At 38.0% G+C, this 24,293-nt stretch carries 23 protein-coding genes and 1 riboswitch; of the genes, 16 read left to right on the forward strand and 7 right to left on the reverse strand.

What is annotated here, in order from left to right; translation table 11 throughout:
• Positions 1–83: 83 nt before the first annotated feature.
• A complete protein-coding gene (locus tag K345_RS0116220) occupies positions 84–455 on the forward strand; it encodes a hypothetical protein (RefSeq protein WP_028975054.1) in 372 nt (123 codons plus the stop codon).
• Here the strand turns inward: K345_RS0116220 and K345_RS0116225 are convergent.
• Positions 431–1,123, reverse strand: coding sequence for an MBL fold metallo-hydrolase (locus tag K345_RS0116225; RefSeq protein ID WP_028975055.1), 693 nt, complete (start codon positions 1,121–1,123; stop codon positions 431–433). The genes K345_RS0116220 and K345_RS0116225 overlap by 25 nt on opposite strands.
• A gap of 46 nt (positions 1,124–1,169) precedes the next feature.
• Between K345_RS0116225 and K345_RS0116230 the strand changes: the two genes are divergently transcribed.
• Entirely contained in the window at positions 1,170–2,354 is a 1,185-nt protein-coding gene (locus tag K345_RS0116230; protein WP_028975056.1) for a hypothetical protein, read from the forward strand.
• Here K345_RS0116230 and K345_RS0116235 read toward each other — a convergent pair.
• Positions 2,351–3,733: a DbpA RNA binding domain-containing protein gene (locus K345_RS0116235; protein WP_211227913.1), complete on the reverse strand. Its 1,383-nt coding sequence runs from the start codon at positions 3,731–3,733 to the stop codon at positions 2,351–2,353. The genes K345_RS0116230 and K345_RS0116235 overlap by 4 nt on opposite strands.
• A gap of 131 nt (positions 3,734–3,864) precedes the next feature.
• Here K345_RS0116235 and K345_RS0116240 point away from each other — a divergent pair, with 131 nt between their 5' ends.
• Complete coding sequence (locus K345_RS0116240; protein WP_169714829.1) at positions 3,865–5,049, forward strand: OmpA family protein; 1,185 nt, start codon at positions 3,865–3,867, stop codon at positions 5,047–5,049.
• On the opposite strand, the gene K345_RS0116245 is transcribed toward K345_RS0116240, so the two are convergent.
• Positions 5,033–7,762 (reverse strand): ATP-binding protein, encoded by a 2,730-nt coding sequence (locus tag K345_RS0116245; RefSeq protein WP_028975059.1) that lies wholly within the window; start codon positions 7,760–7,762, stop codon positions 5,033–5,035. The genes K345_RS0116240 and K345_RS0116245 overlap by 17 nt on opposite strands.
• Before the next feature lie 118 nt (positions 7,763–7,880).
• On the opposite strand from K345_RS0116245, the gene cysK reads away from it, so the two are divergent.
• Both cysK and K345_RS0116255 read left to right on the forward strand, forming a co-directional pair.
• Complete coding sequence (gene cysK, locus K345_RS0116250) at positions 7,881–8,804, forward strand: cysteine synthase A (protein ID WP_028975060.1); 924 nt, start codon at positions 7,881–7,883, stop codon at positions 8,802–8,804.
• Between the two features lie 20 nt (positions 8,805–8,824).
• A complete protein-coding gene (locus K345_RS0116255; protein WP_037572820.1) occupies positions 8,825–10,108 on the forward strand; it encodes an O-acetylhomoserine aminocarboxypropyltransferase/cysteine synthase family protein in 1,284 nt (427 codons plus the stop codon).
• 314 nt (positions 10,109–10,422) lie between these two features.
• Here the strand turns inward: K345_RS0116255 and K345_RS0116260 are convergent, their stop codons facing one another.
• Both K345_RS0116260 and K345_RS0116265 read right to left on the reverse strand, forming a co-directional pair.
• Positions 10,423–11,352, reverse strand: coding sequence for an NADP-dependent oxidoreductase (locus K345_RS0116260; RefSeq protein ID WP_028975062.1), 930 nt, complete (start codon positions 11,350–11,352; stop codon positions 10,423–10,425).
• Positions 11,352–11,717, reverse strand: a complete 366-nt coding sequence (locus K345_RS0116265) for a hypothetical protein (protein WP_028975063.1) — start codon at positions 11,715–11,717, stop codon at positions 11,352–11,354. The genes K345_RS0116260 and K345_RS0116265 overlap by 1 nt, the downstream gene beginning before the upstream one ends.
• A 96-nt stretch (positions 11,718–11,813) precedes the next feature.
• Here K345_RS0116265 and K345_RS0116270 point away from each other — a divergent pair, with 96 nt between their 5' ends.
• From K345_RS0116270 to K345_RS21530, 8 genes are all read left to right on the forward strand, one after another.
• Positions 11,814–12,395 (forward strand): TetR/AcrR family transcriptional regulator, encoded by a 582-nt coding sequence (locus K345_RS0116270; RefSeq protein ID WP_028975064.1) that lies wholly within the window; start codon positions 11,814–11,816, stop codon positions 12,393–12,395.
• Between the two features lie 510 nt (positions 12,396–12,905).
• Positions 12,906–13,091 (forward strand): hypothetical protein, encoded by a 186-nt coding sequence (locus K345_RS0116275; protein ID WP_028975065.1) that lies wholly within the window; start codon positions 12,906–12,908, stop codon positions 13,089–13,091.
• A gap of 318 nt (positions 13,092–13,409) precedes the next feature.
• Positions 13,410–13,916 carry a hypothetical protein gene (locus K345_RS0116285; protein ID WP_028975066.1) on the forward strand — a complete coding sequence of 169 codons (507 nt, stop codon included), beginning with the start codon at positions 13,410–13,412 and terminating at the stop codon, positions 13,914–13,916.
• A gap of 306 nt (positions 13,917–14,222) precedes the next feature.
• Positions 14,223–15,155, forward strand: a complete 933-nt coding sequence (locus tag K345_RS0116290; protein ID WP_053228403.1) for a metal ABC transporter solute-binding protein, Zn/Mn family — start codon at positions 14,223–14,225, stop codon at positions 15,153–15,155.
• A complete protein-coding gene (locus tag K345_RS0116295; protein WP_211227914.1) occupies positions 15,152–15,907 on the forward strand; it encodes a metal ABC transporter ATP-binding protein in 756 nt (251 codons plus the stop codon). Before K345_RS0116290 ends, K345_RS0116295 begins: the two co-directional genes overlap by 4 nt.
• Position 15,908: 1 nt before the next feature.
• Positions 15,909–17,027 (forward strand): metal ABC transporter permease, encoded by a 1,119-nt coding sequence (locus K345_RS0116300; protein ID WP_037572823.1) that lies wholly within the window; start codon positions 15,909–15,911, stop codon positions 17,025–17,027.
• Positions 17,017–18,114 carry a metal ABC transporter permease gene (locus K345_RS21525; protein ID WP_083963824.1) on the forward strand — a complete coding sequence of 366 codons (1,098 nt, stop codon included), beginning with the start codon at positions 17,017–17,019 and terminating at the stop codon, positions 18,112–18,114. The genes K345_RS0116300 and K345_RS21525 overlap by 11 nt, the downstream gene beginning before the upstream one ends.
• A 6-nt stretch (positions 18,115–18,120) precedes the next feature.
• Positions 18,121–18,558 carry a metal-dependent transcriptional regulator gene (locus tag K345_RS21530; protein ID WP_053228404.1) on the forward strand — a complete coding sequence of 146 codons (438 nt, stop codon included), beginning with the start codon at positions 18,121–18,123 and terminating at the stop codon, positions 18,556–18,558.
• Here the strand turns inward: K345_RS21530 and metE are convergent.
• Complete coding sequence (gene metE / locus K345_RS0116315; RefSeq protein WP_028975070.1) at positions 18,555–20,819, reverse strand: 5-methyltetrahydropteroyltriglutamate--homocysteine S-methyltransferase; 2,265 nt, start codon at positions 20,817–20,819, stop codon at positions 18,555–18,557. The genes K345_RS21530 and metE overlap by 4 nt on opposite strands.
• 2 nt (positions 20,820–20,821) lie before the next feature.
• A riboswitch (adenosylcobalamin (AdoCbl) riboswitch) is annotated at positions 20,822–20,964 on the reverse strand.
• A gap of 172 nt (positions 20,965–21,136) precedes the next feature.
• Here metE and K345_RS0116320 point away from each other — a divergent pair.
• The 3 genes from K345_RS0116320 (at position 21,137) to K345_RS0116330 (ending at position 23,604) form a co-directional block, all read left to right on the forward strand.
• Positions 21,137–21,631, forward strand: a complete 495-nt coding sequence (locus tag K345_RS0116320; protein ID WP_028975071.1) for a GNAT family N-acetyltransferase — start codon at positions 21,137–21,139, stop codon at positions 21,629–21,631.
• Positions 21,632–21,845: 214 nt separating this feature from the next.
• On the forward strand, positions 21,846–22,319 hold the full coding sequence (locus K345_RS0116325; protein WP_028975072.1) for a DUF2798 domain-containing protein: 474 nt from the start codon (positions 21,846–21,848) through the stop codon (positions 22,317–22,319).
• A gap of 235 nt (positions 22,320–22,554) precedes the next feature.
• Positions 22,555–23,604 carry an alpha/beta fold hydrolase gene (locus K345_RS0116330; protein ID WP_028975073.1) on the forward strand — a complete coding sequence of 350 codons (1,050 nt, stop codon included), beginning with the start codon at positions 22,555–22,557 and terminating at the stop codon, positions 23,602–23,604.
• 21 nt (positions 23,605–23,625) lie between these two features.
• On the opposite strand, the gene K345_RS0116335 is transcribed toward K345_RS0116330, so the two are convergent.
• Complete coding sequence (locus K345_RS0116335; RefSeq protein ID WP_028975074.1) at positions 23,626–24,168, reverse strand: HXXEE domain-containing protein; 543 nt, start codon at positions 24,166–24,168, stop codon at positions 23,626–23,628.
• Positions 24,169–24,293: the final 125 nt, after the last annotated feature.

The following is a 24,293-nucleotide window of genomic DNA, read 5'->3' on the forward strand; positions in this document are numbered from 1 at the left end:
AGGAAATGAAATATCCTTTGTCAAGGTGCGATTTCACTAAACCTTCGCTTATGTCCTCCGATAAAATTTATAGGAGGTGAAACATGAATGTGTCAGCTTATCCTTTAATGTACAAAAGTATACAGTTTTCTCAAAGTGGAAAAGTTCACAAAATGTCTTTACCAGTCAACTGGACAGAATTGCCTTATTCTAATTTAAAATACGTTGTTGGCTACCCAGCTCTCAGTAAAGGACAGGGGTATTCCCTAAAGGACTTGGCCCAACTTGACAGAAAAATACTACTAACAAGAGTATCAGGATCATCAAAAAGGATAGAAGAAGCCAGAGCGATAACAAAGGAAATTAAGCCCATACGCCAGTATAAAAATATTAAAACACAACCAGAAGCCAGTTCGGTTAGATTATTTACAGGTAAGCTTAACCCTCCTCCTCAAATATTGGATTTTTCTATCTGAGTCAGAAAAGGATTATTTTTTAATTCCCGCTCCATTGTTGTGGTCGGACCATGGCCTGGATATATTCTTGTGTCAGGAGGAAGGTTGTATAATTTATCCTGAATGCTTTTAATAAGTTTGTCATGATCTCCTCCTATAAGGTCTGTTCTTCCAACACTTTCAAAAAACAAAGTATCCCCGGAAAAAAGTGATTTCTGTGATTCTGAATATAAACAGATGGACCCTTCAGAATGTCCTGGTGTATAGATAACCAACAAATCTGTATCAAAAAGGTAATCCCCGTCATTTATGATAATATCGGCACTTGGGATGCCTGTCCCCTTCTCCCTTGCCATTTGCTGACCGTATACCCCTAATTGGCCAAAAGCCTGCATATGAGCATCCTGAGCTAACTGTCCAAGGTAATGAGCATCCCCTGGATGGATCGCAATGGGTATTTCTAATTCTTTATTTTCCAAATAGAAATCACATATTTCTTTGATAGCTCCTACATGATCAAGATGACCATGTGTTAACACTATTCCCATAGGTTCAAGGTTCATCATCTTCAATTGTTGAAGTATTGTGTCTGCCTCGTCTCCTGGATCAATCAGGATAGCCTTCTTCCTTAAAGGAGAGAATATATAAGAATTCGTTCTAAATGGACCTACTATGATTCTATCTACCATGTTATTATATAAATCTAACTGACTGAGAGGGTATTTTCAAGTCTTTATGTTCTATTACGTCATAGTTCTCCTTATAGCATTTATATTCTATCTTCTCTTTCCCGGTATTGGAGCGGTTCGAACAAGGAATAGTTGGCGTTTATTTCGACAGGCTTTAGTAGATTCCAGTTTTTTTCCTATTCTAGATTATGCCTCTTTACGTGGTCTCAATGAAGGGATTTTCCGTTATTTTCGCTTTTTTGGAAGTCTGGAAGCCATTCAGGGGGATGATCTGATATGGATAAGGGGCAACAACATTCTTGCTTCTGTTGAGATGAAAGAGGTCAATCTCTTTGTCTTGGAGTTAAAAGAAGAAGAAGTTCAGGATGGCGATAATCCTTTTGGTGACAAAGAGGCCGGTAAGCTAACCTCTTTGTCTTGGGAACATATTTTTAGTTTGCCTGAAGGCACTAAGTTATTTATAGCTGGCCCTCTTTTTAAGGAGCAGGGAAAGGCAATCTTTCGAGGAGAACCAGAGTATAAGTTGACTATGATCATCTATGAAGGAGAAACAGAACTGCTTCTACAAAGAGCTATATGGGGAGGGCGTCAAAATAATGAATATTGGAATCGTTTGACCCCAGGTTCGTTAGGAGTAGGTTTTTTTAGCTTACTTGTATTGGCTAACTTTTTTCTGTCCCAATCCTATGGTAGACCCTTATCTCTTATTGCATTAACTCTTAGTCTCCTGCCTTTTAGTGTATTACTGCCACCAGGTCTGTTCTTTTTCTTTTCTTATCTCAACCAATGGAAGCTTGGTCGACGTCTAAGAGCAGAGCGGGATTTACTGCGATTACCCCTAAGATATTTCTTTGAGGATCCTAAAGCTGGAGGAGAAGCTCGATTACCTGATGGTAATGTCTATTTTTGCAAATCCATAAAATGGGGTGATACGATGACCTCCGGTCTATCCAAGAGCATACGTATATGGCCTAGTCTACTGAAGAAGGATGATTTAACAGATAGGGGAGGGTATTGTTTTGGAATACTACCTACCTTCGATGCCAGCTCTACACAAAAGAGGGATCCCTTTGCTGAAAACATAATCATTCCGGATAATCCCTCAGAATTAGCTCACAAATCTGAAAAAAAAGCCCTGCGTCATGAGATCAAATCTTTGTTTCTCGTTATTGCAGGACTTCTTATAAATACTTACATTATGCTGGTTGTATTACAGCGCTTGTTATACTAGGACTTTTTTTTTGCGTGATTAACAGTAATTTTACGACCTCTATATTCTGTACCATCGAGTACTTCAATAGCTTTATCAGCCGCCTTTGGATTGATTTCCATAAAGGAATAACTATCGAGAATCTTAATATCACCGATTTCTGATTTTTGAATACCAGCTGCGGCGCTAAATAAACCGACAAGATCCCTGGGATAAACTCTTCTATTACGACCAATACTAATAAAGAGGGTCACTTTGTTATTTGAACGTTTAAGGGATTTACCCATTGTATTCTTAAGTAAATAGGCTCCAACATAGGAACGCATATGGAAAGGGACACTTTTCTTGAACAACTTTTTATAGAGCTGCATCTCATCAAGGTCTTCATTATCTTTGATTTGATCAATGATTTTTTCAACACTTTCCTTGAATAAGAGAAGCTTCTCCTGCATCTCATCTTTTGAAATTCCCACGTTAATAATCTCCTTTAAATTGTGGAATTCCGAGGAATCTGTCTCATTAAGAAGAATGTTTATTCTTCCTTGAAAATCCACACTGCTAAGATGTTGCAGTGCCTTGACTAGTTCCATCGGTGTTTTGGGTTGAGCATAGATATATACATTTTTCACACCTTTAAAGCTTTCATGATCGCTCATATGAGCTAATCTGACATTATCCAAAGATTCCATGGGAGCTAAAGAGTCTATCAATTTCCAATCTGTACACAAAAGAAGAACTTTCTCCTTCGATTGGTATATGAGATCTGGCAGTAATCTACGGCGATTATCCTCATTCAAAAAAGTGATAGTTTTTACCTTACAACCCTTGTTTAGAGATAAAGAAGGAGTCACTATTTCTGGAGAATCAAAAAAATCTTCTCCCACTATTCCAAACCGTTCTCGAGGTATAACACTTAACCGCTGTCCTACTTGGACAATTTTGTCCATGATAAACTCTGCATCCTTTGCAAAACCTGATTTATTATCCTTAAGGACGAATAATACCGTATCCAGGTTAGGCTCATCCCATAATCCTTGTCTCATCATATCGATGATTCGATTAGGTGTGCTGACTAAGATAGATGGATTTTGACCGAGGAGTGCTAATTCTTTTTTGACGTCATCCTGGAGACCAATAAACAACATATCCGGCCAATCAGGCATCTTACGCCGATATCCGGATACGTCCTTCTTAAAATGTTTTAAAGTCTTCTTACTTTCAAAAATAATGAGTCCCTTCATCCCATTATTTTGGACTTCTCCTGCCTTATAGAAAGGGTAAAGACATATACTCTCCCTATCCTCTCTGGCAAAATTGACAAAAATCTTATCCTTAGTGGTATCTAAGGCTTGTATTATCTTTTTTGTCTGATGAGTTGTTGTTACTCCAAGATTCTTCAAGAAAGAATCAAAATTCGCCTCAATACTATCCCTCAAATCTTTGCTCAACAGCATAATGTAGTGATTACTACATTATATACGGGTATTCCCTTTGTCAAGAAAAGAAAGTATTTATGCCGACAATAAATAATATGAAACATATTTGGATACTATTAGCTTTAACAACCTCGATACTATACAGTGAAAACTTTGAGTTTAAATATGAGCCAGGACGTCAATTTAAAATGATCAGTAATGTAGATCAGGATGTCTATGTTAATGGAGATCTTAATCATCAAGCTAATATATTGGATAAAATATCCTTTAAAATATTAGAAGCTGAAGATTCTTCCGGTTTTATCAGTGCTCAATTCAATCTTACAACAAGTCATTATGAACAGGGACAGGTCATTAATAGTCTGGATAGCCAGTATACCAGTGAGTTCTGGCGTGATGCCAGAGGTCATTATGATATAGATCCTTCCTATTACATGCCCGTAGCTCGTAATGTTCCTATATTACCGGATCGTGATATACAGATAGGTGATACTTGGACAGCCCTGGGGGAAGAAGTTCATGACTTAAGAGAAGTATATGGTATTGAAGAACCATATCATCTCCCTTTTGTTGCTACCTATAAATTTGAGGGCTATCGTGATCATGATGGCCGTTCCTTACCTGTTATTTCTGTGAAATACAGTATAAACCAGCGGACAGGTCTTGAGGGAGATCTTGTTCCTTTATTATTCCAGGTTGAATCAGCACAAGTTCTATTCTGGGATCCTGATCTCGGCTGGACCACTTATGCCAAAGAATCCTATTACATAAAATTGTATTTATCTACTGGTGATATGTATGAGTTTACAGGTATTGCGGAAGGCTATATTCTGGAAGTAGAAGAAATGGATCGTGATAAGGTCGCTTCTGACATCAACAAAGACATTCAGGATTCTGGACTAGGAGAAACCCAAGTTGTTCCTACAGAAAAAGGTGTGTCATTAGTTATGGATGATATTCAGTTCTATCCTGATTCTGATGAATTACTTCCCGGTGAAGAAGATAAACTCCAGAAAATAGGTAATATTCTTAAGAAATATCCCTCAAGAGATCTTTTGATAGAAGGCTTTACGGCAGATATAGGTTCCAGGGATAGCCAACTTACACTTTCCGAAAAACGTGCCCAGAAGGTAGGCTCTCTTCTTCTCTCCTGGGGAGTCCGTAATTCTGATCAACTTCTGTTCCGAGGCTGGGGTGGGCAAAAACCTGTTGCAACAAATGAGACGGAAGAGGGCAGAAAGAAAAATCGACGTGTTGAAATAACTATTCTAGAGAATTAGGGAATCGTAATTCGAGAAATAAACGAAGATGTTCAATCTCTTCATGTAACTTCTTCCACTGCTTTTTATGGGGTAGTTGTCCTTTTTTGAGAAGATGTTCTATTTCTTTGGCTATAGCACTCAAAGGCTGTGCCATAAGGTTTAATGCTCCTCCTTTGATGGAATGAATCTCCCTATGGGCTGTGACAAGATCATTAGCTTCTATAAGAGAAGGAATTTTATCCAATTGCTTTTGAGCTGTATAGACGAAAGAAAAGAGCATCTCTTTAACAACTTCACTGTCTCCATCAAATTCTTGAATGAGCTCCTCTAGGGGTAAGGGAGAACTTCCCTTATCCAAGATCTCCACTTCTTGTCTATTGACTTGGAATTGAGAAGATTTTTCCTTTACTAGATGCATAACCACAGTGGTAATAAGCTTTTCCTTTCTTAAAGGTTTAGTGATCACGTCATTCATCCCTTGTTTATGGAAACGTTCTATATCTTGAGGATAAGCATCCGCTGTCAATGCTATGACCGGTAGTGAGAGCCATAGGGGATTATTACGTATTATCTCCGTCGTCTGTAGTCCGTCCATTACAGGCATATGAATGTCCATAAGAATGAGGTCATATTGAGTTTGTTTCATCATATCTAAAGCTTTCTGACCGTTATCTGCGAAGTCACAGATAAGACCTATTGTTTTTAAATGGAGGTAGACAACCTCTCTATTTGGCTCATAATCTTCTACAACAAGGATTTTCCTTCCCTTCACTTGATCTATAAGAGACAATATTTCCACCTCTTGAACCAAATCTTCTGTGGTAGGAGTACCCTTTTCCATACAGATACTGAAATGAATGTTAGTTCCTTGTTTGAGTTTACTAGTAAGGGATATATCACCGTTCATGAGTTCGATAAGCTGTTTGGCTAAACTCATCCCTAAACCAGATCCACCAAATTGCCTGGTTGTACTGGAATCTGCTTGCACAAAGCTATTAAAAATGTCCTCTTGACGGTCCTCGGGTATACCAATCCCTGTATCGGATAGGGTAAAACTGAGCCGGTAAACCTCAGCCTTTACCTCCAGGCCTATGGATACAGCTATATGACCTTCATTTGTGAATTTGATGGCATTACCCACAAGATTATTAAGAATCTGTTTGATCCTTAAACTATCCCCATTTAGCCATAGCTCTTCATCTAGGGCATCTCGATAGTAGAAATTCAGCCCTTTCTTTCGAGCTCTTTCCCCAAGGTTCATGGCTAAATAGTTATGTACATCCTTCCATTGGAAGGAGTGGATATCCAAATCCATCATCCCCGCTTCGACCTTACTAATATCCAGTAATTCATTGATCATATTTCTAAGGTTTTCTGATTCTTTGATTGTCAGTTCCACATACTTTTTATCTTCACCCAAGGGGACATCATTGAGAAGATGCTCTGAGAACCCTATGATTCCGTTAAGGGGCGTCCGCATTTCATGACTCATATTTGCGAGAAATTGTCCCTTAGCTTTATCTGCCTGTTTTAGTTTTGTATTAGCTTCATACAATTGAGCTGTTCTTTGTTTTACCTGGTCTTCAATGCTCTTTGAGTACTGTTCCAGATCTTTACGCATCTTTTCTGTATTTGTTGCCAGGGACAAAAAGATGGTAAAGTCAAAGACGAATAGACCCAAACCTTGTAACCAGAATGGAGGATTAAATTCTCCCACATAGGCTACAATATCATGGGTTGATGCCAGTATTCCTATAATGGTTCCTACTAATAAAGGGGCTGTATTGGGTACGCCTTTCTTAAAGGAATTAATGATAAATCCCAGAATAACTATTATAAGAATCTGGGTTGGGATAAAGACTAAGCTTAATCCTTTTGTTGCCTGCATGTAAGTCATGGGAGTAAAGATATAAACCAGCGCCATTCCCAGAAATAATGTCGATACGATCCGCTTTATGATAGGACGCTCTTTGATGGGAAGATAAAGTCTAAAAAACATATAGAGAAAATAACTTCCCAGTATAACACCAAGCTTACCTATTTTGTAGTTAAAGACAAAACCAAAGGGCCCGGCAAATACTGCTAATCTGTGGAAATATATCCCTATCAGTAGATTATAGAGACCAAAGTAAAGCTGCTTTTTATCACTTCTGTTATAGGCAAATTGAAAAAGGTATATGAAGGCAATCATAAAACTAATAGCTGCTAAATAGACAAAGAAATCACAATTAAAAAAGTCATACAGGTATTTCTGACGTCTTGCTGATACTGTTCTTGCTAAACGTACGTTTTTAAAATCAGCTTTCTCAGAGTCTATGTAACCTTGTATCATTAATTCATTGCTTTTTGTCTCATACAAAAGCTGATTAGGCAGATCTATGATTACACTGGAAGAGAGAGCCAGTATAAAATTAGGAGGAAATTCTCCTGCTGATCCAATCTGAATTCCATTTAGGTAATACTTAGCGGCTATATTGGGAGGATCAAAGATAAGGGTTGTGAAGTTATTATCCTCAACCACATCTGTTGAGAACCTGGTTCTTAAGGTAAAAAAGCCCCCATCAGGACCAACATTCAGCTTTTCCCCAGGGGTGACACTGGACCATATGTCATTGGTTGTATAGGACCAATCATTAAGGTAAAGTCCTTTTTTTTTCTGAAAAAGTGAGCAGGATTCCAATAATAAAAGTGATATTATTATAAGGCTAAATATTTTAATGATCTTCACCATTCTAGTCTAACAGCACCTTTCAGGAAAAACTAGTCTTTCTAAACTTGACAAAAAGAATACCATAAATTATCCTAATCCAGGTAATGTTGATCAGGAAACTGTAGATTTAGGAGAGCATATGGCATATTATGAAAGTATAACCCAATTAGTTGGAAACACTCCCTTAGTAAAACTAAATAGGTTAACTAAGGATGTAGATGCGGATATTTTACTAAAATTAGAATCTTTTAATCCCATGAGTAGTGTGAAGGATCGTATCGGTTTAGCAATGATAGAGGATGCAGAATCCAAAGTTTTGTTAAAGCCCCATTCGGTTATCGTTGAAGCAACAAGTGGTAATACTGGTATTGCTCTGGCTTTCGTAGGTGCTGCAAAAGGTTATCAAGTAATCTTGACCATGCCGGATACCATGAGTATGGAAAGAAGAAAACTTCTCAAAGCCTTAGGGGCTCGCCTGGAATTAACACCAGGTAGTGGCGGAATGAAGGCTGCTGTAGAAAAAGCGAACGAATTAGTTGCTACTTTACCTAATGCATATATGCCTAGTCAATTCGATAATCCTGCTAATCCCACAGCACATTACAATACGACAGCTGAAGAAATCCTTTCAGATACAAATGGTAAAGTGGATATTTTGGTTGCTGGTGTTGGAACTGGAGGTACCCTATCAGGTATTGGTCGTAAACTCAGAGAAAAGAATCCAGATGTAAAGATTATTGCAGTAGAACCTATTGAATCACCTGTTATATCAGGAGGTGATCCCGGGGCTCATAAAATACAGGGAATAGGAGCAGGCTTTATTCCTAAAAACTTAGATCTCGACTTGCTTGATGAGATCATCAAAGTAAACAGTGCAGATGCCGGATCAGTAAGTAGAAGACTGGCTAAAGAAGAAGGTATTCTGGTTGGTATATCCGCTGGAGGTAATGCTTGGGCTGCCCTTGAATTGGCCAAAAGACCAGAGAACAAGGGTAAAACCATAGTCACCATTGGTTGTGACTCAGGGGAAAGATATTTAAGTACTTGGCTATTTGATGAATAACATTATTAGGGAGAAACATTATGTCAGATTATAAGTTTGAAACATTAGCCCTCCATGCTGGGCAAAATCGTCAGGAATCAGAACGTTCTAGAGCCGTTCCTATTTATAGAACAACTAGTTATTTATTCAAAGATACCACTCAAGCAGCAAACTTGTTTGGACTAAAAGAATTGGGAAGTATCTACACACGTTTACAGAACCCAACCCAGAATATACTGGAAGAACGAGTTGCTGCCTTAGAAGGAGGGGCTGCTGCTTTAGCTGTTGCCTCTGGTACATCAGCGATATTTTATTCCATTATCAACCTCGCAAAGAATGGTGATGAGATCGTAGCAGCCAACAACCTCTATGGAGGAACATTTTCTATGTTCCATGACATTCTTCCTAATTATGGTATTACTGTTCGCTTTGTTGATCCTAATAACCTGGAACAACTGGAAGCCTCCATCAATGATAAGACAAGAGCTGTTTATGGAGAAACTATCGGGAACCCGGCACTAGAGGTTCTTGATGTCAAAGCAGTGGCTGATGTAGCACATAAGCATGGATTACCTTTGATTGTTGACTCTACATTTACCACTCCTTACTTATTAAGACCTATCGAATACGGTGCTGATGTTGTTGTTCACTCCCTTACAAAATGGATCGGAGGACATGGTACCTCTATTGGTGGTATCGTTGTAGATTCTGGTAAGTTTGATTGGAAACAAGATCGTTTTGACTTATTCAATAAACCTGATTCTGGATACCATGGTTTAAAGTTTGCCCATGATCTACCTGAACCATTAGCTCCTATTGCCTATGCCTTGCGTATGAGATTAATTCCTTTACGTAATCTTGGGGCTGCTATTAGTCCTGACCATGCCTGGGCCTTCCTGCAAGGTTTAGAGACTCTTCACCTTCGAATGGAAAGACATTCTGAAAACGGACTAAAAGTGGCCAAGTATTTGAAGAACCATCCTCAAGTAGAATGGGTACGTTATCCTGGATTAGAAGATGATCCTTCCCATGCCATTGCATCCAAATACCTTAAGAAAGGTTTTGGTGGAATGGTTGTCTTTGGAATCAAAGGGGGCGCTGAAGCGGGTGCTAAATTCATTAATAGTCTGGAATTATTCAGTCATGTAGCTAATGTGGGAGATGCTAAATCCTTAGCTATTCACCCTGCTAGTACGACCCATTCTCAGTTATCTGAAGAGGATCTTACTTCTGGTGGAATTACTCCTAATTTGGTTCGTCTAAGTATTGGTTTGGAACATATCGATGATATTGTGGCAGATATAGAACAGGCTTTTAAAGCTTAATTTTTCTATTACAAAAACAGGGCTGCTTTGTTAAGCGGCCTTTTTTATATTTGTTTCGTTATTCTAGCTTAGTAAGAATAATAGAAATACGAGATAAAGCATTCTTTGATAAAATGAACTTTCAATATAGGCTTACTTATTCTAGGGTTATCCATAAGATTTCCCCTAAAATGATGATCTCTGGTGAAAATATTTCATACTAGTGCAATCAGGAAGGCTTAGAGTATATTAGAGTCTTTTACGGCCTGTAATACCATGGAGTATCCTGTTTTAAAGTAGGACACAATGTAAGATGGATGATGGTATCCTCAATACTAAGGAACTATGACTAGCTTTCCCTTGGGGAAACCTGTCTGTTCCAGTTCAGCGAAAGCAGAAATTCCTTCATTAAGAGATACGATTCGACCGATTTTAGGGCGTATTTGCCCTTTCCTCATGGCCTCACTCAACCCATTCAAACATGACCTACTTGGTTTTCCAAAGACAATGTGATGATGAGAGGAAAATAAGCTTATCAACATTTTGGAAAGGGTAGGAACAATGTGAAGAGATTTTCCTTTTTTTACGAGCATTGCTTTGCATTGTTTAAAGGATAAAGCACCAGCTGTATCAAAAACAATGTCAAAACACTTCCTATAGGGAGTCACTTGGAAGGATCGGTAATCTACTACTTCATCCACACCGAGGGCAAGAGCTTCTTCACGTCCAGAACCACTACAACTCCCTATGATTCTTGCTCCTTGTATTTTGGCAATTTGAACAGCAGAACGACCAACACTTCCTAAACAACCATTAATAAAAATGGTATGATTTTTCGTTAATTTTGCCATGCCGATTAACGCACTCCATGCTGTTACGCTTACAAGACTCAATGCTGCTGCCTCTTCAAAAGAGCGGGAAGCGGGTTTCATACCAACATAATCTTCTTTGGCTATTGTGTACTCTGCAAAGGTTCCGGCTTGCTTAATATCTGTGACACCAAAGACTTCATCCCCTACATTAATCTTCTTTACTGCTGGTCCAATTGCTTCAACAACTCCCGCAAAATCATGACCTAGTCCTCTGGGAAAGCTAAATCCTGAAATAGGTTTCATCTCCCCCCGACGGATCTTCCAATCCATAGGATTAACTGATGCTGCTTTAACTTTTACAAGAATATTCCCTTGTCCCACTTTTGGTATTTTTACTTCATCAAGTTGAAGTTCCTCTAGTGAGCCATATTGAAAATATTGTATACGTTTCATCATCCTAGTAATACCCAAACAAAAAAAGCTCCCATTATAGCTTCAGATATAACAGAAGTTAAGATACTTGCTTTTGCCTTTTTGCTTAGAAATTCAAAAAGTCCTAAACCAGAGAGCAAAAAGATCATTACACTTAGGGCTAGGCAAACAGCAGTGCGGAGATCCGATGGTTCTGCTGTACGGCTTAGGAAAAATAGAAGTGCCAATCCGAAATAAATACCACCAATTCGCCTACACAGAACAAGGGCTCCCCTCGTCACATCAAAACCCCATTCTTTTAGGATTGAACTGCCTGCAAAAAGGAATCGAAGTCCTAGAACAGTAGCAGCGCATGTCATAATAATCGCTAAAATGTAAAAAGTCATATTGTCTCCTTTATATATTGTATGTCAGTTGCTGACATCATAAAAGTATGATAAAGTTTAAGTCATGTCAATGACTGTCATTAGGAATATGAGAAAATGAGTAGATGGGAACCAGATGGAAAAGGCCGGCTGGCTCAAGCAGCATTAAAATTATACCAGGAACAAGGTTATGAGCAGACGACTGTTACGGAAATAGCTGAAAGGGCAGGACTAACGGAGAGAACTTTTTTCCGTCATTTTCAAGATAAACGGGAAGTATTGTTTGGTCTTCAAGATGAACTTCTCAATATATGTTTGAAGGAGATAGACTTAGCTCCCAAAGAAATCACACCTATAGAACTGATTATGTTAGCACTTGAATCGCTAATACCATTTCTTCAAGAGCAGAATGAGATTATCAAACAGAGGCAGGTAGTGATAGCTGCAAATCCTCCACTCCAAGAGCGAGATTTGCTTAAACTTGAGAAATTCGCCTCTGCCCTGGCTGCTGCACTTATGGATCGAGGCTTAACTGCTTTAGTCGCAAATCTTGCGGCAAGTACAGGAATAATGATATTTAAATCCGCCTATAATCGTTGGATCTTTGAGGAAGAGGACACTGAATTATCAAAGCTAATCCAAGAGGCTTTTGATGAACTAAACTATATCCTTCTAAAGAAACATACTTCGTCCCATTAGTGATAAAGAGAGCAGTGCAACAACATCCTATTTTTCAGGCCTTATAAGCACTCCTTAAGTCTTGCCTCCATAATGCATATATACAACTCTGACCTTCAGAACTTTAGGGATAGTACTCTTGAAGTAAGAAACTAAGATAATAGCCTTTATAGGTTTTCTCCTTCTCCCTGTTTTTCTTGAGACTTCTAAGAATGTGGAAACAGTCCTTAACATAAAGATTGATTGATATGGATGGATATAAAAAGAACATGATATCCTGATGATGAACTTTTTAGTTTTTCTTCTCTTTACTTTATTTAGTTGTACAACCAAGCTCTTCTTATAACCGTACGATAAATGATTTGGCTGAATTCAGGTGAGAGCTTAAGAGTCAGACACATATTTACCAGCCTCAAAGAATGTATCTGAAGAGAACAGATATATAATTTAAGTATATCATCCAATACACCTAAAGCCAGTGATCATTTATCTCCTTCGTTTAGCTTGGCTATTTTTCCTTGAGACAAAGAAATGACTAACATAGAGGAGGCAATAAAGAATTTAAATTCTCAAATATTGAGTCCTGATAATATTAATTATAGAAAAGTAAAGGTAATAGGCGATATCAAAAATCTACCAGCTTTTGAGGAGTTTTTATCTGAGTTCGAAGGCTCTAAGAATTACTCATTAATTTTTATGCAGGATGACGATTCCTAGGATGTCTTATGAGACTTTATTCCTACAATTACTTTATTCGCCTCAAGGATGGTCCTGATATTAAAATTTCGACTCAAGTTCAAGTAGGTCTCCCTCTAGAAATAAAGGATCAAGAAACAGGAGGTAAAGGAGTATTACGATCGTACAATAAAATTAAATGATTCAGGAATTCTGACTATGCAAGACAAGAACTGGACAAGCTGATGTAGTTCAAATAAGATATATCACTAATTTGTTAATATTAAAAAATATGGATTAAAGTAAATTAAATTACTATAATACCTCCGAATTAAATTATAAAACAAAAAGGATGTTTAAATGAAGAGAATCTTAATTTCTTTATTCTTGGTGTCACTATCTGTGACTGCTTTTACACAAGAAGCAACTAATGAAACTTCAGTCCCATTGGAAAAAATCGAAAGACAAGGTTTTGGTTATGTTCAGGGAGATACAAAAATTAAAACTTGGGGGCAGATTAGAGATATCTACAAAGCTGATGGTGTAGACACAGCTGTAAAAAAACTTAATGCAAGTCAGTTCAAAATATATTTTTCCTTTGTACCTGCAATTGCTGGAGGATTAATTATCTCTGTGCCATTACTTCAACTTATAAACAATGAAGATCCCAATCTCCTTTTTGCTGGCGTAGGAATTGGTAGTTTTGCAGGGGCTCTCTTTTTAACTATTAGCGGTCAACACGACAGAGATGAATCCATCAGAATATATAATGAATATGTTGATAAGAAGAATAGTGAAGTAGCTATAAACTGGGCTCCCATTGTCACTCCCAACAAAGTAGGATTGTTGGTCTCCTTTAGCTATTAAAAGAAATATTTTTGTGGAGTCAGTTTATTTGGCTCCGCAAGCTGAATAAAGATAAACTAATAATTAACTAGTCACATTAATACCTTTTTTATAACACTATACTAAGAAAATAGCATCTCTATATTTGTTGTATAAAGGATATACGATTCCATTGCTATTCACTGTTTTTGTATGTCAAATAAATCTTCATTCCCATCATCCATTAAAGATATGATAATACTATTTTGAATATTCAAAATAAAATGCTTGATTATTGAATTATTGTTTATTACTATTTTGAATATTCAAAGTTAACGGGGGGAATTGATGAAAAAATATATATTAATAGCTTTAGTAGTCTTATCTATTATCGCTTGTAATAAAGAAACCGCTTCAAAAAATAAAGTTTATGGTGAGAGTAATAAAATGGATGTAGTCGCAACCATTGGAATGATAGGGGATGTAGCCCAGAATATAGGTGGTGAACGGGTTTCTGTGTATTCTATGATGGGCCCAGGTGTTGATCCCCATTTATATAAAGCAAAAGCTGGTGATGTAGCACGACTAAGTGATGCTGATCTAATATTGTATAATGGTATTCATCTGGAAGCTAAAATGGGTGATATTCTGGAAAAGCTTTCACAGACCCAAAATATTACTATGGTTTCCCATGTTATACCCGAGGATAGTCTTATAACAGTGGAACAAGCCCATGATCCTCATATCTGGTTTGATGTATCTAACTGGATTGCTGTGGCTGGTGCCATTAAGGACGCTCTTATCAGTACAGATCCTGCAGGTATAGACGTTTACCAATCACATTACGATACCTATGTGAAAGAGTTACAGGACCTGGATAATTATGTAAAGAAGCAGGCACATACCATTCCTCAAGATCAGAGGGTTCTTATAACAGCCCATGATGCGTTTAATTATTTTGGCAGAGCCTACGGATTTGAAGTACGTGGTTTACAGGGAATTAGTACTGTAGATGAAGCGGGTACTGGTGATGTGAGAAATCTGGCCGATTTCATAGCTGATAAAAAAATTGGCGCTCTCTTTGTTGAATCTTCCGTGTCTCCTAAGAGTATAAAAGCCCTTCAGGCTGCTGTCATTAATAGAGGTTGGAATGTGACTATCGGCGGAGAGCTATTCTCAGATGCTATGGGAGATTCTGGAAGTTTTAAAGGTACTTATATCGGTATGGTCACTCATAACATTGATACCATTGTTTCTGGTTTAAAAGGGGAGGACAAGTGATTACTACAAAGGAAAATGCAATAGTTGCGGAGGATGTAACTATTGCCTATCAGGATAAACCTGTCGTATGGGATGTTGATCTGAAAGTCCCTCAGGGTATTATGATGGCTATAATTGGTCCTAATGGTGCGGGAAAATCCACTTTACTAAAGGGACTTCTCGGACTCATTCCATTAACTGCTGGGAAGGTAAGTGTTTTTGGTGAATCCTATATAAAACAGCGTAAAAAAGTAGGTTATGTTCCTCAGCGTACAGCAGTAGACTGGGATTTTCCTACAACGGTTATTGATGTTGTTCTTATGGGGACTTATGGAAGGCTAGGTTGGTTTAAAAAGCCGGGACGTGATGAATACTATCAAGCTACAGAAGCTTTGGAAAAAGTAGGTATGAGGGATTATTCCCATCGTCAAATAAGCCAGCTATCAGGAGGACAACAACAGCGTGTCTTTTTGGCGAGAGCTTTAACTCAGGAGGCTGAGGTTTATCTGATGGATGAACCTTTTCAAGGTGTGGATGCTGCTACTGAAAGAGCCATCATTCTTCTCTTAAAAGAGCTAAAAGATCAAGGTAAGACCGTCGTTGCTGTTCATCATGACTTACAAACCGTTCCTGAATATTTTGATTGGGTTACCTTATTGAATGTGAGGCGAATGGCAGGAGGTCCCGTAGAAGAGGTTTTTACCCAAGATAATCTACGGAGAACTTACGGTGGGCGTTTATCCTTTTTAGAGGATAATAATATTAGGAACTAATATGTTGGAGTTACTTCAGGATTTTACTTTACAGACAGTAGCCTCTGGTGCTGCCTTACTTGGTTTATTATCAGGAGCTTTAGGATCCTTTGCTCTCTTACGTAAACAGAGTTTGCTAGGGGATTCTATCTCCCATGCAGCCCTTCCGGGAATTGTTTTGGCCTTTATTATAACCGGGAGTAAAAGCTCCCTTGTTCTCTTGTTAGGAGCGGCTTTTGCTGGCTGGATAGGTACGTGGCTTATCTTATCCATTATTAGAAATACCCGTCTTACCAGTGATGGGGCTCAGGGGGTAATCCTTAGTGTCTTTTTTGGGATTGGTTTATTATTACTGACCTATGTTCAGTCTCAACCCAATGCCGCTCAAGCCGGATTGGATAAATATCTCTTTGGACAAGCTGCTGCTTTATTACCAGAAGATGTCCTGTCATCAGGTATATTAAGCATTTTATCATTACTGATATTATTTTTCTTATGGAAAGAGATCAAACTCATGACTTTTGATCCTGTATATGGGGAAAGTCTTGGGTTTTCTTCGAAAGTCACTGATTTTGTTATCACCGGATTAATCGTGATTGCCATTGTAACGGGCTTGCAAACTGTGGGAGTTATCCTAATGAGCTCCATGTTAATTGCACCTGCTGCTGCGGCTAGACAATGGACCGATCGATTGGGAGTTATGGTTATTCTCTCGAGTCTATTTGGAAGTGTAGCTGGTGTAGCAGGAGCGATCCTATCCAGTATTATTCCTAACCTTCCTACAGGTCCAACAATTGTATTGTGTTTGACTTTTCTCGTATGTGTTTCTCTGTTTCTGGCCCCGAATCGGGGGATTCTATCGCAGATGATTAAGCGTTTTAATAACCGTTATGCTTTTTCCTTACAGAAGCTTCTTATGGAATTGTATTATCTGGAAAAAGATCATGATGAAGTTCCTGCTGGTCATGATAAGAAAACCATATCTCTGATCCGTGAACGAAAAGGAAGCATCACTGTTGCTTTAAACACTTTGCTCTCACGGGGGCTGGTGGAAAGAACCAGAGATGGCCTGTGGCGTCTAACCGATAGAGGTCGTAAGGAGGCTGTAAGTCTCAATGGAGGAGCTTCCCATGATATTTGAAATCCTTTTTGTTGCTGTACTTGTATCCATGGCATGTGCCATCCCAGGTGTTTTTCTTGTGCTTCGTAAGATGTCTCTAATGAGTGATGCCATTAGTCATGCTGTACTTCCAGGGATTGTTTTAGGATTTTTATTGACCCATTCCCTCTCATCTCCCTTACTTTTTATAGGAGCTGTTTTCACAGGGATTTTGACTGTCTTCCTGTCAGAATTATTAGTGAAAACCTCATTGGTCAAGGAAGATGCGGCTATTGGACTAGTATTTCCAGTCTTATTCAGTATCGGTGTTATATTGGTGAGTCTTTTTACAGGAGATGTACATTTAGATACGGATGCAGTGCTTCTTGGTGAGTTAGTATTCACCCCTTTAGATCGTATAAGTGTAATGGGCTGGGACTTAGGCCCTAGAATGGCCTGGATTATGGGCCTTATTCTATTAATTAATTTGTCTATACTCTTTTTATTATTTAAAGAGCTCAAATTAGCTACTTTTGATAAGGGATTAGCTACATCCTTGGGCTTTTCTCCTGTTCTTATTCAGTATATTCTTATGACAGATGTTAGCATCACTACAGTAGGTGCTTTTGATGCGGTGGGTTCGATTCTGGTTGTAGCCTTGATTGTTGCTCCTGCTTCTGCAGCCTATTTATTGACTGATGATCTTAAGATGATGGTTCTTCTCTCCATAATTATTGGGGTTCTGTCTTCTATTAGTGGATTTTATGTTGCCTGGTTTATGGATGCTTCTGCTTCTGGAGCTATTGCCGGGATGTGTGGAGTGTTCTTTTTACTAGCTTTCCTATTTGCTCCTTCCAGAGGTATTGTCGTTCAATATCAGCGAAAAAGAGGGCAGAAGCTGGATTTTGCAATGACATTGTTAACGGTTCATATTATGCATCACCAAGGTAAAACAGAAGAAATCAACGAGTGTAGTGTCAACCATTTGACCCAGCATATTAATTGGGATTCGGTCTTCGCCAAATCTGTAGTAACTCAGGCTCAAAGGAAAGGCCTTATCAATATCGTTAAAGGGATCATTACCTTAACAAGTGAAGGGAGAGAAAGAGCTGACCAGGCTATGATATAACGCTTAATGGAAAAATTAACAGAAACAGTCGAAGACTATATTAAGACAGTATGGACCTTATCAGAATATGGTTCTAAGAATGATCTCATTCCTTTGGGGGATTTGGCTAGACAGCTTAAACTGGCACCGGGAACAGTTACGGTCATGATCAAACGTTTTACTCAGGATGGGTGGTTTGAGTATGAAGCCAGAAAGGGTTGTCGATTGACTCCACAAGGTGTTTGCAAGGCTATCTCTATTCTGCGAAAGCATCGTCTTCTAGAGTATTTTCTCGTCGAAACTCTGGGTATGAACTGGGATGAAGTTCATCAAGAAGCAGAAAATCTTGAACATAGTCTGTCTGATAAGGTTGTTGAAAAGTTAGATGAATTTTTAGAATTCCCTTCCCATGATCCCCATGGGAAGAGAATTTGCCGTTCTGAAGAAGAACTGGAGACTTCTTAATCCCCTGACGATCGTATTCTTTTTGTGGCTCTCACCATATTGGTAAGGGCTGATCTGACTTCTTCCCAAGCTCTTGTTTTTAGTCCACAGTCGGGATTAACCCACATTTGATCGACTGGCAGAACTTTTAGTCTTTCTCTGATTTGATCTTCAAATTCCTGTACTGAAGGTACTCTGGGAGAATGAATATCATAGACTCCTGGGCCTATTTCCTTTTTGTACTGACTATCCCTAAAAACTTTAAGAAGCCTATTGCCGCTACGAGCTGTTTCAATAGTAATAACATCTGCGTCCATGGCTTCAATTGTCTCGATGATATCATTGAAAGCACTGTAACACATATGGGTATGGATCTGAGTTTCTTTATGAGCTGTAGACACGGTGAGCTTGAAACCTTTAACTGCCCAATCTTCATAGGATTTGATGTTTTTCTTACGAAGGGGATAACCTTCTTTGAAAGCCGCTTCATCTACTTGTATGATTTTGATTCCAGCTTCCTGGAGATCTCTGACTTCATCGCTCAGGGCTAAAGCTATTTGCTGGGATATTAACTCCCGTGAAAGGTCATTACGAACAAAGGACCAGTTAATAATGGTTACAGGACCGGTTAACATTCCTTTCATAATTCGCTTTGTTAAGCTCTGGGCATAGCTTATCCATTCCACTGTCATAGCTTTAGGACGACTAATGTCCCCATATATGATGGGAGGCTTAACACAACGGCTTCCATAGCTTTGAACCCAGCCATTTGAAGTAAAATGAAATCCTTCCAGTAGTTCTCCAAAGTATTCAACCATATCATTTCGTTCCGGTTCCCCATGAACGAGTACATCTAAATCAATTTCTTCCTGGAATTCAACACATTCCTTTATGTATTGCTTGAGAGAAGATTCATAAACTTCTTTGGTGATGAGTTTCTTTTTATAATCTCTACGAATCTTTCTCAATTCTTTCGTTTGTGGGAAGCTTCCTATCGTTGTAGTGGGAAGTGAGGGTAAGTTGAATTGCTGTCTTTGAAGTTGAATTCGCTCATGGAAGTTACCTTCTCGGTCCCGATTTCCCTCTTTACTAACTCTTTGTTGCACCTTGTCATTATGAATGAGAGAAGATACAAGTTTATTTTTGTGGATATTACGATTCTCTTCGAGGGCCGCTTTCGTTTCGGATGTATTATCATTCTCCAGGATAGCTTTCAGTAGAACTAATTCTTTCAGTTTTTCTACTCCGAAGGCGAGCCACTGTTTGATAGGAGCCTCCTGGGGTTCATTACGTAAGGAATAGGGAACATGCAGGAGGGAACAGGATGTGGATAGCAATAACTTGTTGTGAGGCACTTGTTCTCTAATACTCTCTATTAGTTTTAGGGCTTCATCATAATGGGATATCCAAATATTACGACCATCAATGATCCCGGCAACTAAAACCTTATCTCCTATGGAACTAAGGCTTTGCAGATTATCTTTTCCATGAATAAAGTCCAGACCAATTCCCCAAATCGGAGTTTGGCTTAATAAAGGAACAGCTTCACTAGCTTGTTCAAAATAGGTCATGACTATGATTTTTATTTTGGTACTGACAGAAGCTAATGTGTTGTAAGTCTGAATTATAAGATCTAGAAGCTTTGGGGCGGGATCTTTGACCAAAATGGGCTCATCAATTTGGAGAATAATGGAATCATCTAGTTCAGATATCTCCTGGATTACTTTCACATAGGTCTCCAGGATTGACTCGTAGTAATCAAAGGGATCACTTGTGTCTAAACTTTTGGATAATCCTGTGTAGGTAATAGGTCCGATGAGGTTTATCTTGCTTTGAATACCAAGTTCCTTGGCCTCTCTATACTCTGTACGAATTTTATTTATATTAGCTTGAAAGGGCGTTCGTTTATCTAATTCGGGTACAATGTAATGATAATTTGTATTGAACCACTTGGTCATTTCCATCGCGGTTGAGGAGGCATTGCCTCTAGCCATAGAAAAATAGATATCTTCGTATTGACTGAGATCACGGAATCTTTCCGGTATGGCATTGATCATGATTGAAGTATCAAGCATGGTATCATAGTAACTAAAGTCATTAGAGCTAATATAGTCGATTTTTTGACCTGATTGTTCAGTCCAGTGTTTGGCTCTAAGTTTTTTACTTAACTCTTCAAGTTCAGGGAAGCTTATCTTTCCTGACCAGTATTGTTCTAGAGCTTTCTTTAATTCCCGGTGTTCTCCTATGCGTGAGAACCCTGTTAGATAGGTTTGTGTAGACATTGTAATATTCCTTTTTGTTGACGCGACAAAATTTTTCTAAAGTTACCCTGGTAATCGGACTTGGAACAAACTGTTCCACACCGTAGCGCGACTGTGCCTGACTCTCACAGGACTTCCCCATAAGGTAAACTTCCCTAATACTTATGAGATTTTGATCCCTCCCTTTTATTAGTTAATCTGTACAAACTATAGGATAGAATCGGATAAATGTATACATAGTATAATATCCGACTTGGATTATGATCTTCCTAAAAGCATCAGTATGACATCATTCTCTATAGTTGATTAAAAATAGCAAATTAAATAACCTCCTCACTATGAAGTTAGAACTAATTCCAGCACCTCATGATGAGATTATTCAGAATTTATTTCCATATTATGTTTATGACATGTCCGAATATGCAGGTTTCTCTCCTGATGAGAAAGGTTCCTTTGCTGTGGCGAAAGAAGTGAGTCGATTAGATGAATACTGGACGAAAGAAAAGCATTATCCCTATCATATTATGGTTGATGGTGAGATAGCTGGATTTGTTCTCATTCGTCCTTATCCTGATCGAGAAGAATACAATGATATAGGACAATTCTTTGTATTACGTAAGTTCAAGCATAAGGGTGTGGGCCGTGAAGCGTTTATTCAGGTTGTTCATAAACATCCTGGTAAATGGATAACAAGAGTTTTGCCAAATAATAAAGGGGCATATGAGTTCTGGACAAAGGTTATAACTCAGGAAACACAGGGATCCTATTCGATTAAAAGAGAAGTCTATGGGGATAAGCCTATGGATTTTATTTATTATCATACTGAGTCCTGATCGGATGCACTTGTTCTGTTGAACATAAGGACCTCTTTTTATAATTTATAAGAGTAGGTCCTTATTTTTCTTCTGGTCATTAAGCTAGAGGGATTGACTTTATTTTGTTCTTCCTACCAAGTAAAAGCCCTGCTTGAAAATATTTAGAATTGTCTAAATATATATGTTGAAAAGATTAATTTATGTTGGTATTATCCCCCTCTTAGGAGGATTTATGCCCATAAACAAACGAGAAAGCCTTATTTTTACATCCTTAATGTGCGCTTTTATGGTGTTTACCATGAGTATATATAATATAGGAATGGCTACTGGTTATTCACTAGAAACCATAAGCCATGCCTGGTTAGGGTTTCCCCTGGCCTATATTATTGCTTTTATTCTGGATTGGTTTATTGTATCAATATTTGCTAAAGGACTCGCTTTTAAAATTGCATCAAAAGTAGATGATAGAAAGAAAAAGATAGTACTTATGCTACTCATTTCTACCTTAATGGTTGTTGGAATGTGTTTCTTTATGTCCTTGTTTGGTGCCGTTCAGAATGTAGGTTTTTCCAATAGAACAGTTGCTGTTTGGCTTGGTAATATACCTAAGAACTTTATTGTGGCTTTACCGCTTCAAATCATAATTGCAGGACCCATTATACGTTTTAGTTTTAGAAAATTATTTCCTGTTGGATGTATTAATTAAAGCTTAATATCCTCCTTGTCTTATTGGCAGGGAGGAAGTTCAAAGACAGTAGTATCTATAATTACTTGCTGTATTTCTTTTTTCTCCTAAAGGAATTTAATGATAGTTAAAAAAAAGTAACAAAATCATTACAATTATGACATTAAGACATAGTGAAGTTGTAAATCCTAATGCTATAAAATTACGGACTTTATTTTGACACTTCTTAAAATACTTTTTAGCAAGGGGAAATCTCGTGAAGATAATAAAAAAAATAGTTCTTATTGTATTGGCTATTCCCGTAGTCCTGATCTTATTAGTTGGTTCTATCTTATTTTTTAATTCCAGATTTGAAATGAAAGGGGAAGGGGACTTCTTTTACACAAAGACCGAGGGAGCTTCCTTGCCTGTACTTGTTTCTGGTAATGAAAATTCTTCAACTTTTATTGTGTTTTTAGCTGGAGGACCAGGGGATTCTGCCCTTCTTCAGCATGTGTATATTCCTATGACTGAGTTAGAAAAAAAATACAGAGTTGTCTATTATGATCAACGGAATGCAGGTCGATCAAAGGGCAAATTAATAAAAGAGAAAGTAAGTCTCGAGCAGAGTGTAAAGGACACAGCTCATATTGTTGATCTCATTAAGGAAAAATATAATGATCCTTCCATCGTTCTCATGGGACATAGTTGGGGTGGGGCTTTAGGTTCGGCCTACTTATTAGACGAAGAGCATCAAAAAAAGATTGCTGGATGGATTGAATTGGATGGGGGCCATAACTGGACAGGTATGGAAGCCAAATCTCGTTTATATGCCATGGAATATGCAGCCCAACATCAGGATGAGGAAAAATGGCAAGAGGCTTCACAGTTTTACAAAGAGAACCCTGTTATCAATAGTTCTAATATTGTTCAACACGCTTTATACCTACAAGCTTCCCATGCATATGCTCCAGAGGGCACTTCGGATTTAGATAGTTTTACCATATCACTACCAGAAATGCTGCTGTCCTATTATTATAACGTGGTAAATTCTAATTACAGGACTTATAAGTTAGCAACCATTATGGACACCTTCAGTATTAATCTGACTGATGAATTGTATCGCATCAAAACCCCAACTCTCATTGTCTGGGGACAAAAGGACTATAGGATTTCTGTGGATTTTGCCCATGAGGCCTATGAAAAAATCGGAGCTTCCCAAAAGAGTCTTGTTATTTTACCTCATTCTGGACATTCCCCGGTTACCGATGATTTTGATCTTTATATAAATAGTGTTATAGATTTTATTGACTCCCTATCGCTTTAACAGCGATAGGAGTCTTGGCGCTTATGTTCTTAGCTTTAATTCAATATAGTTACCTATTTTTAATATTCCTTTAATCATTTGAGGTAGTGTATTTTTTTTACGGCTTTGAACACTATCCCAAATGGCAGGAATAAACTCTCCTAATGTAATAACGAGAAAAACGACGAGAGGAACACTATGTTCATTTAGGATTTTTATATTAAACATTATGGACAAGCTTGTTCCTATCAAGCCCCCAAATAATAAGCCAGGATTATATTTCTTTCTAATAAGTGAAAGCAATAAATGTTGGACACCATTGATGATTAAAAATGTATTAAGTATAAGAAAGACTGTATTAGCCAGAGGTTCAAAGGGAATAGCCCAACTAACAATACAGAATAAGAACCCGATAAGACTTAAAGTTAATAGCCATAACCTTGTACTCATATTAGTTTCTTCTGTGGGAATCTTATAGTTCTGCTGATGATATTGGACTATATTCCATTCTTCCATCTCATGGATGAATAAGTTACATGCAATAATAAGATAAAAGATCTTATTAGATAATAATGATAATACCATTTGTAAACTCCTGTTAACTTTGATGTGATGATCATACTTACAGGAATATTTTTACTCAATTAACATTGTTCTCTATGGCACAAATCATTAAAACTGTGACAAATATATCCCCCATTATCCTAATG

Origin of the sequence: Spirochaeta cellobiosiphila DSM 17781 (assembly GCF_000426705.1) — a bacterium.
Taxonomy (GTDB): Bacteria; Spirochaetota; Spirochaetia; order DSM-17781; family DSM-17781; genus Spirochaeta_E; species Spirochaeta_E cellobiosiphila.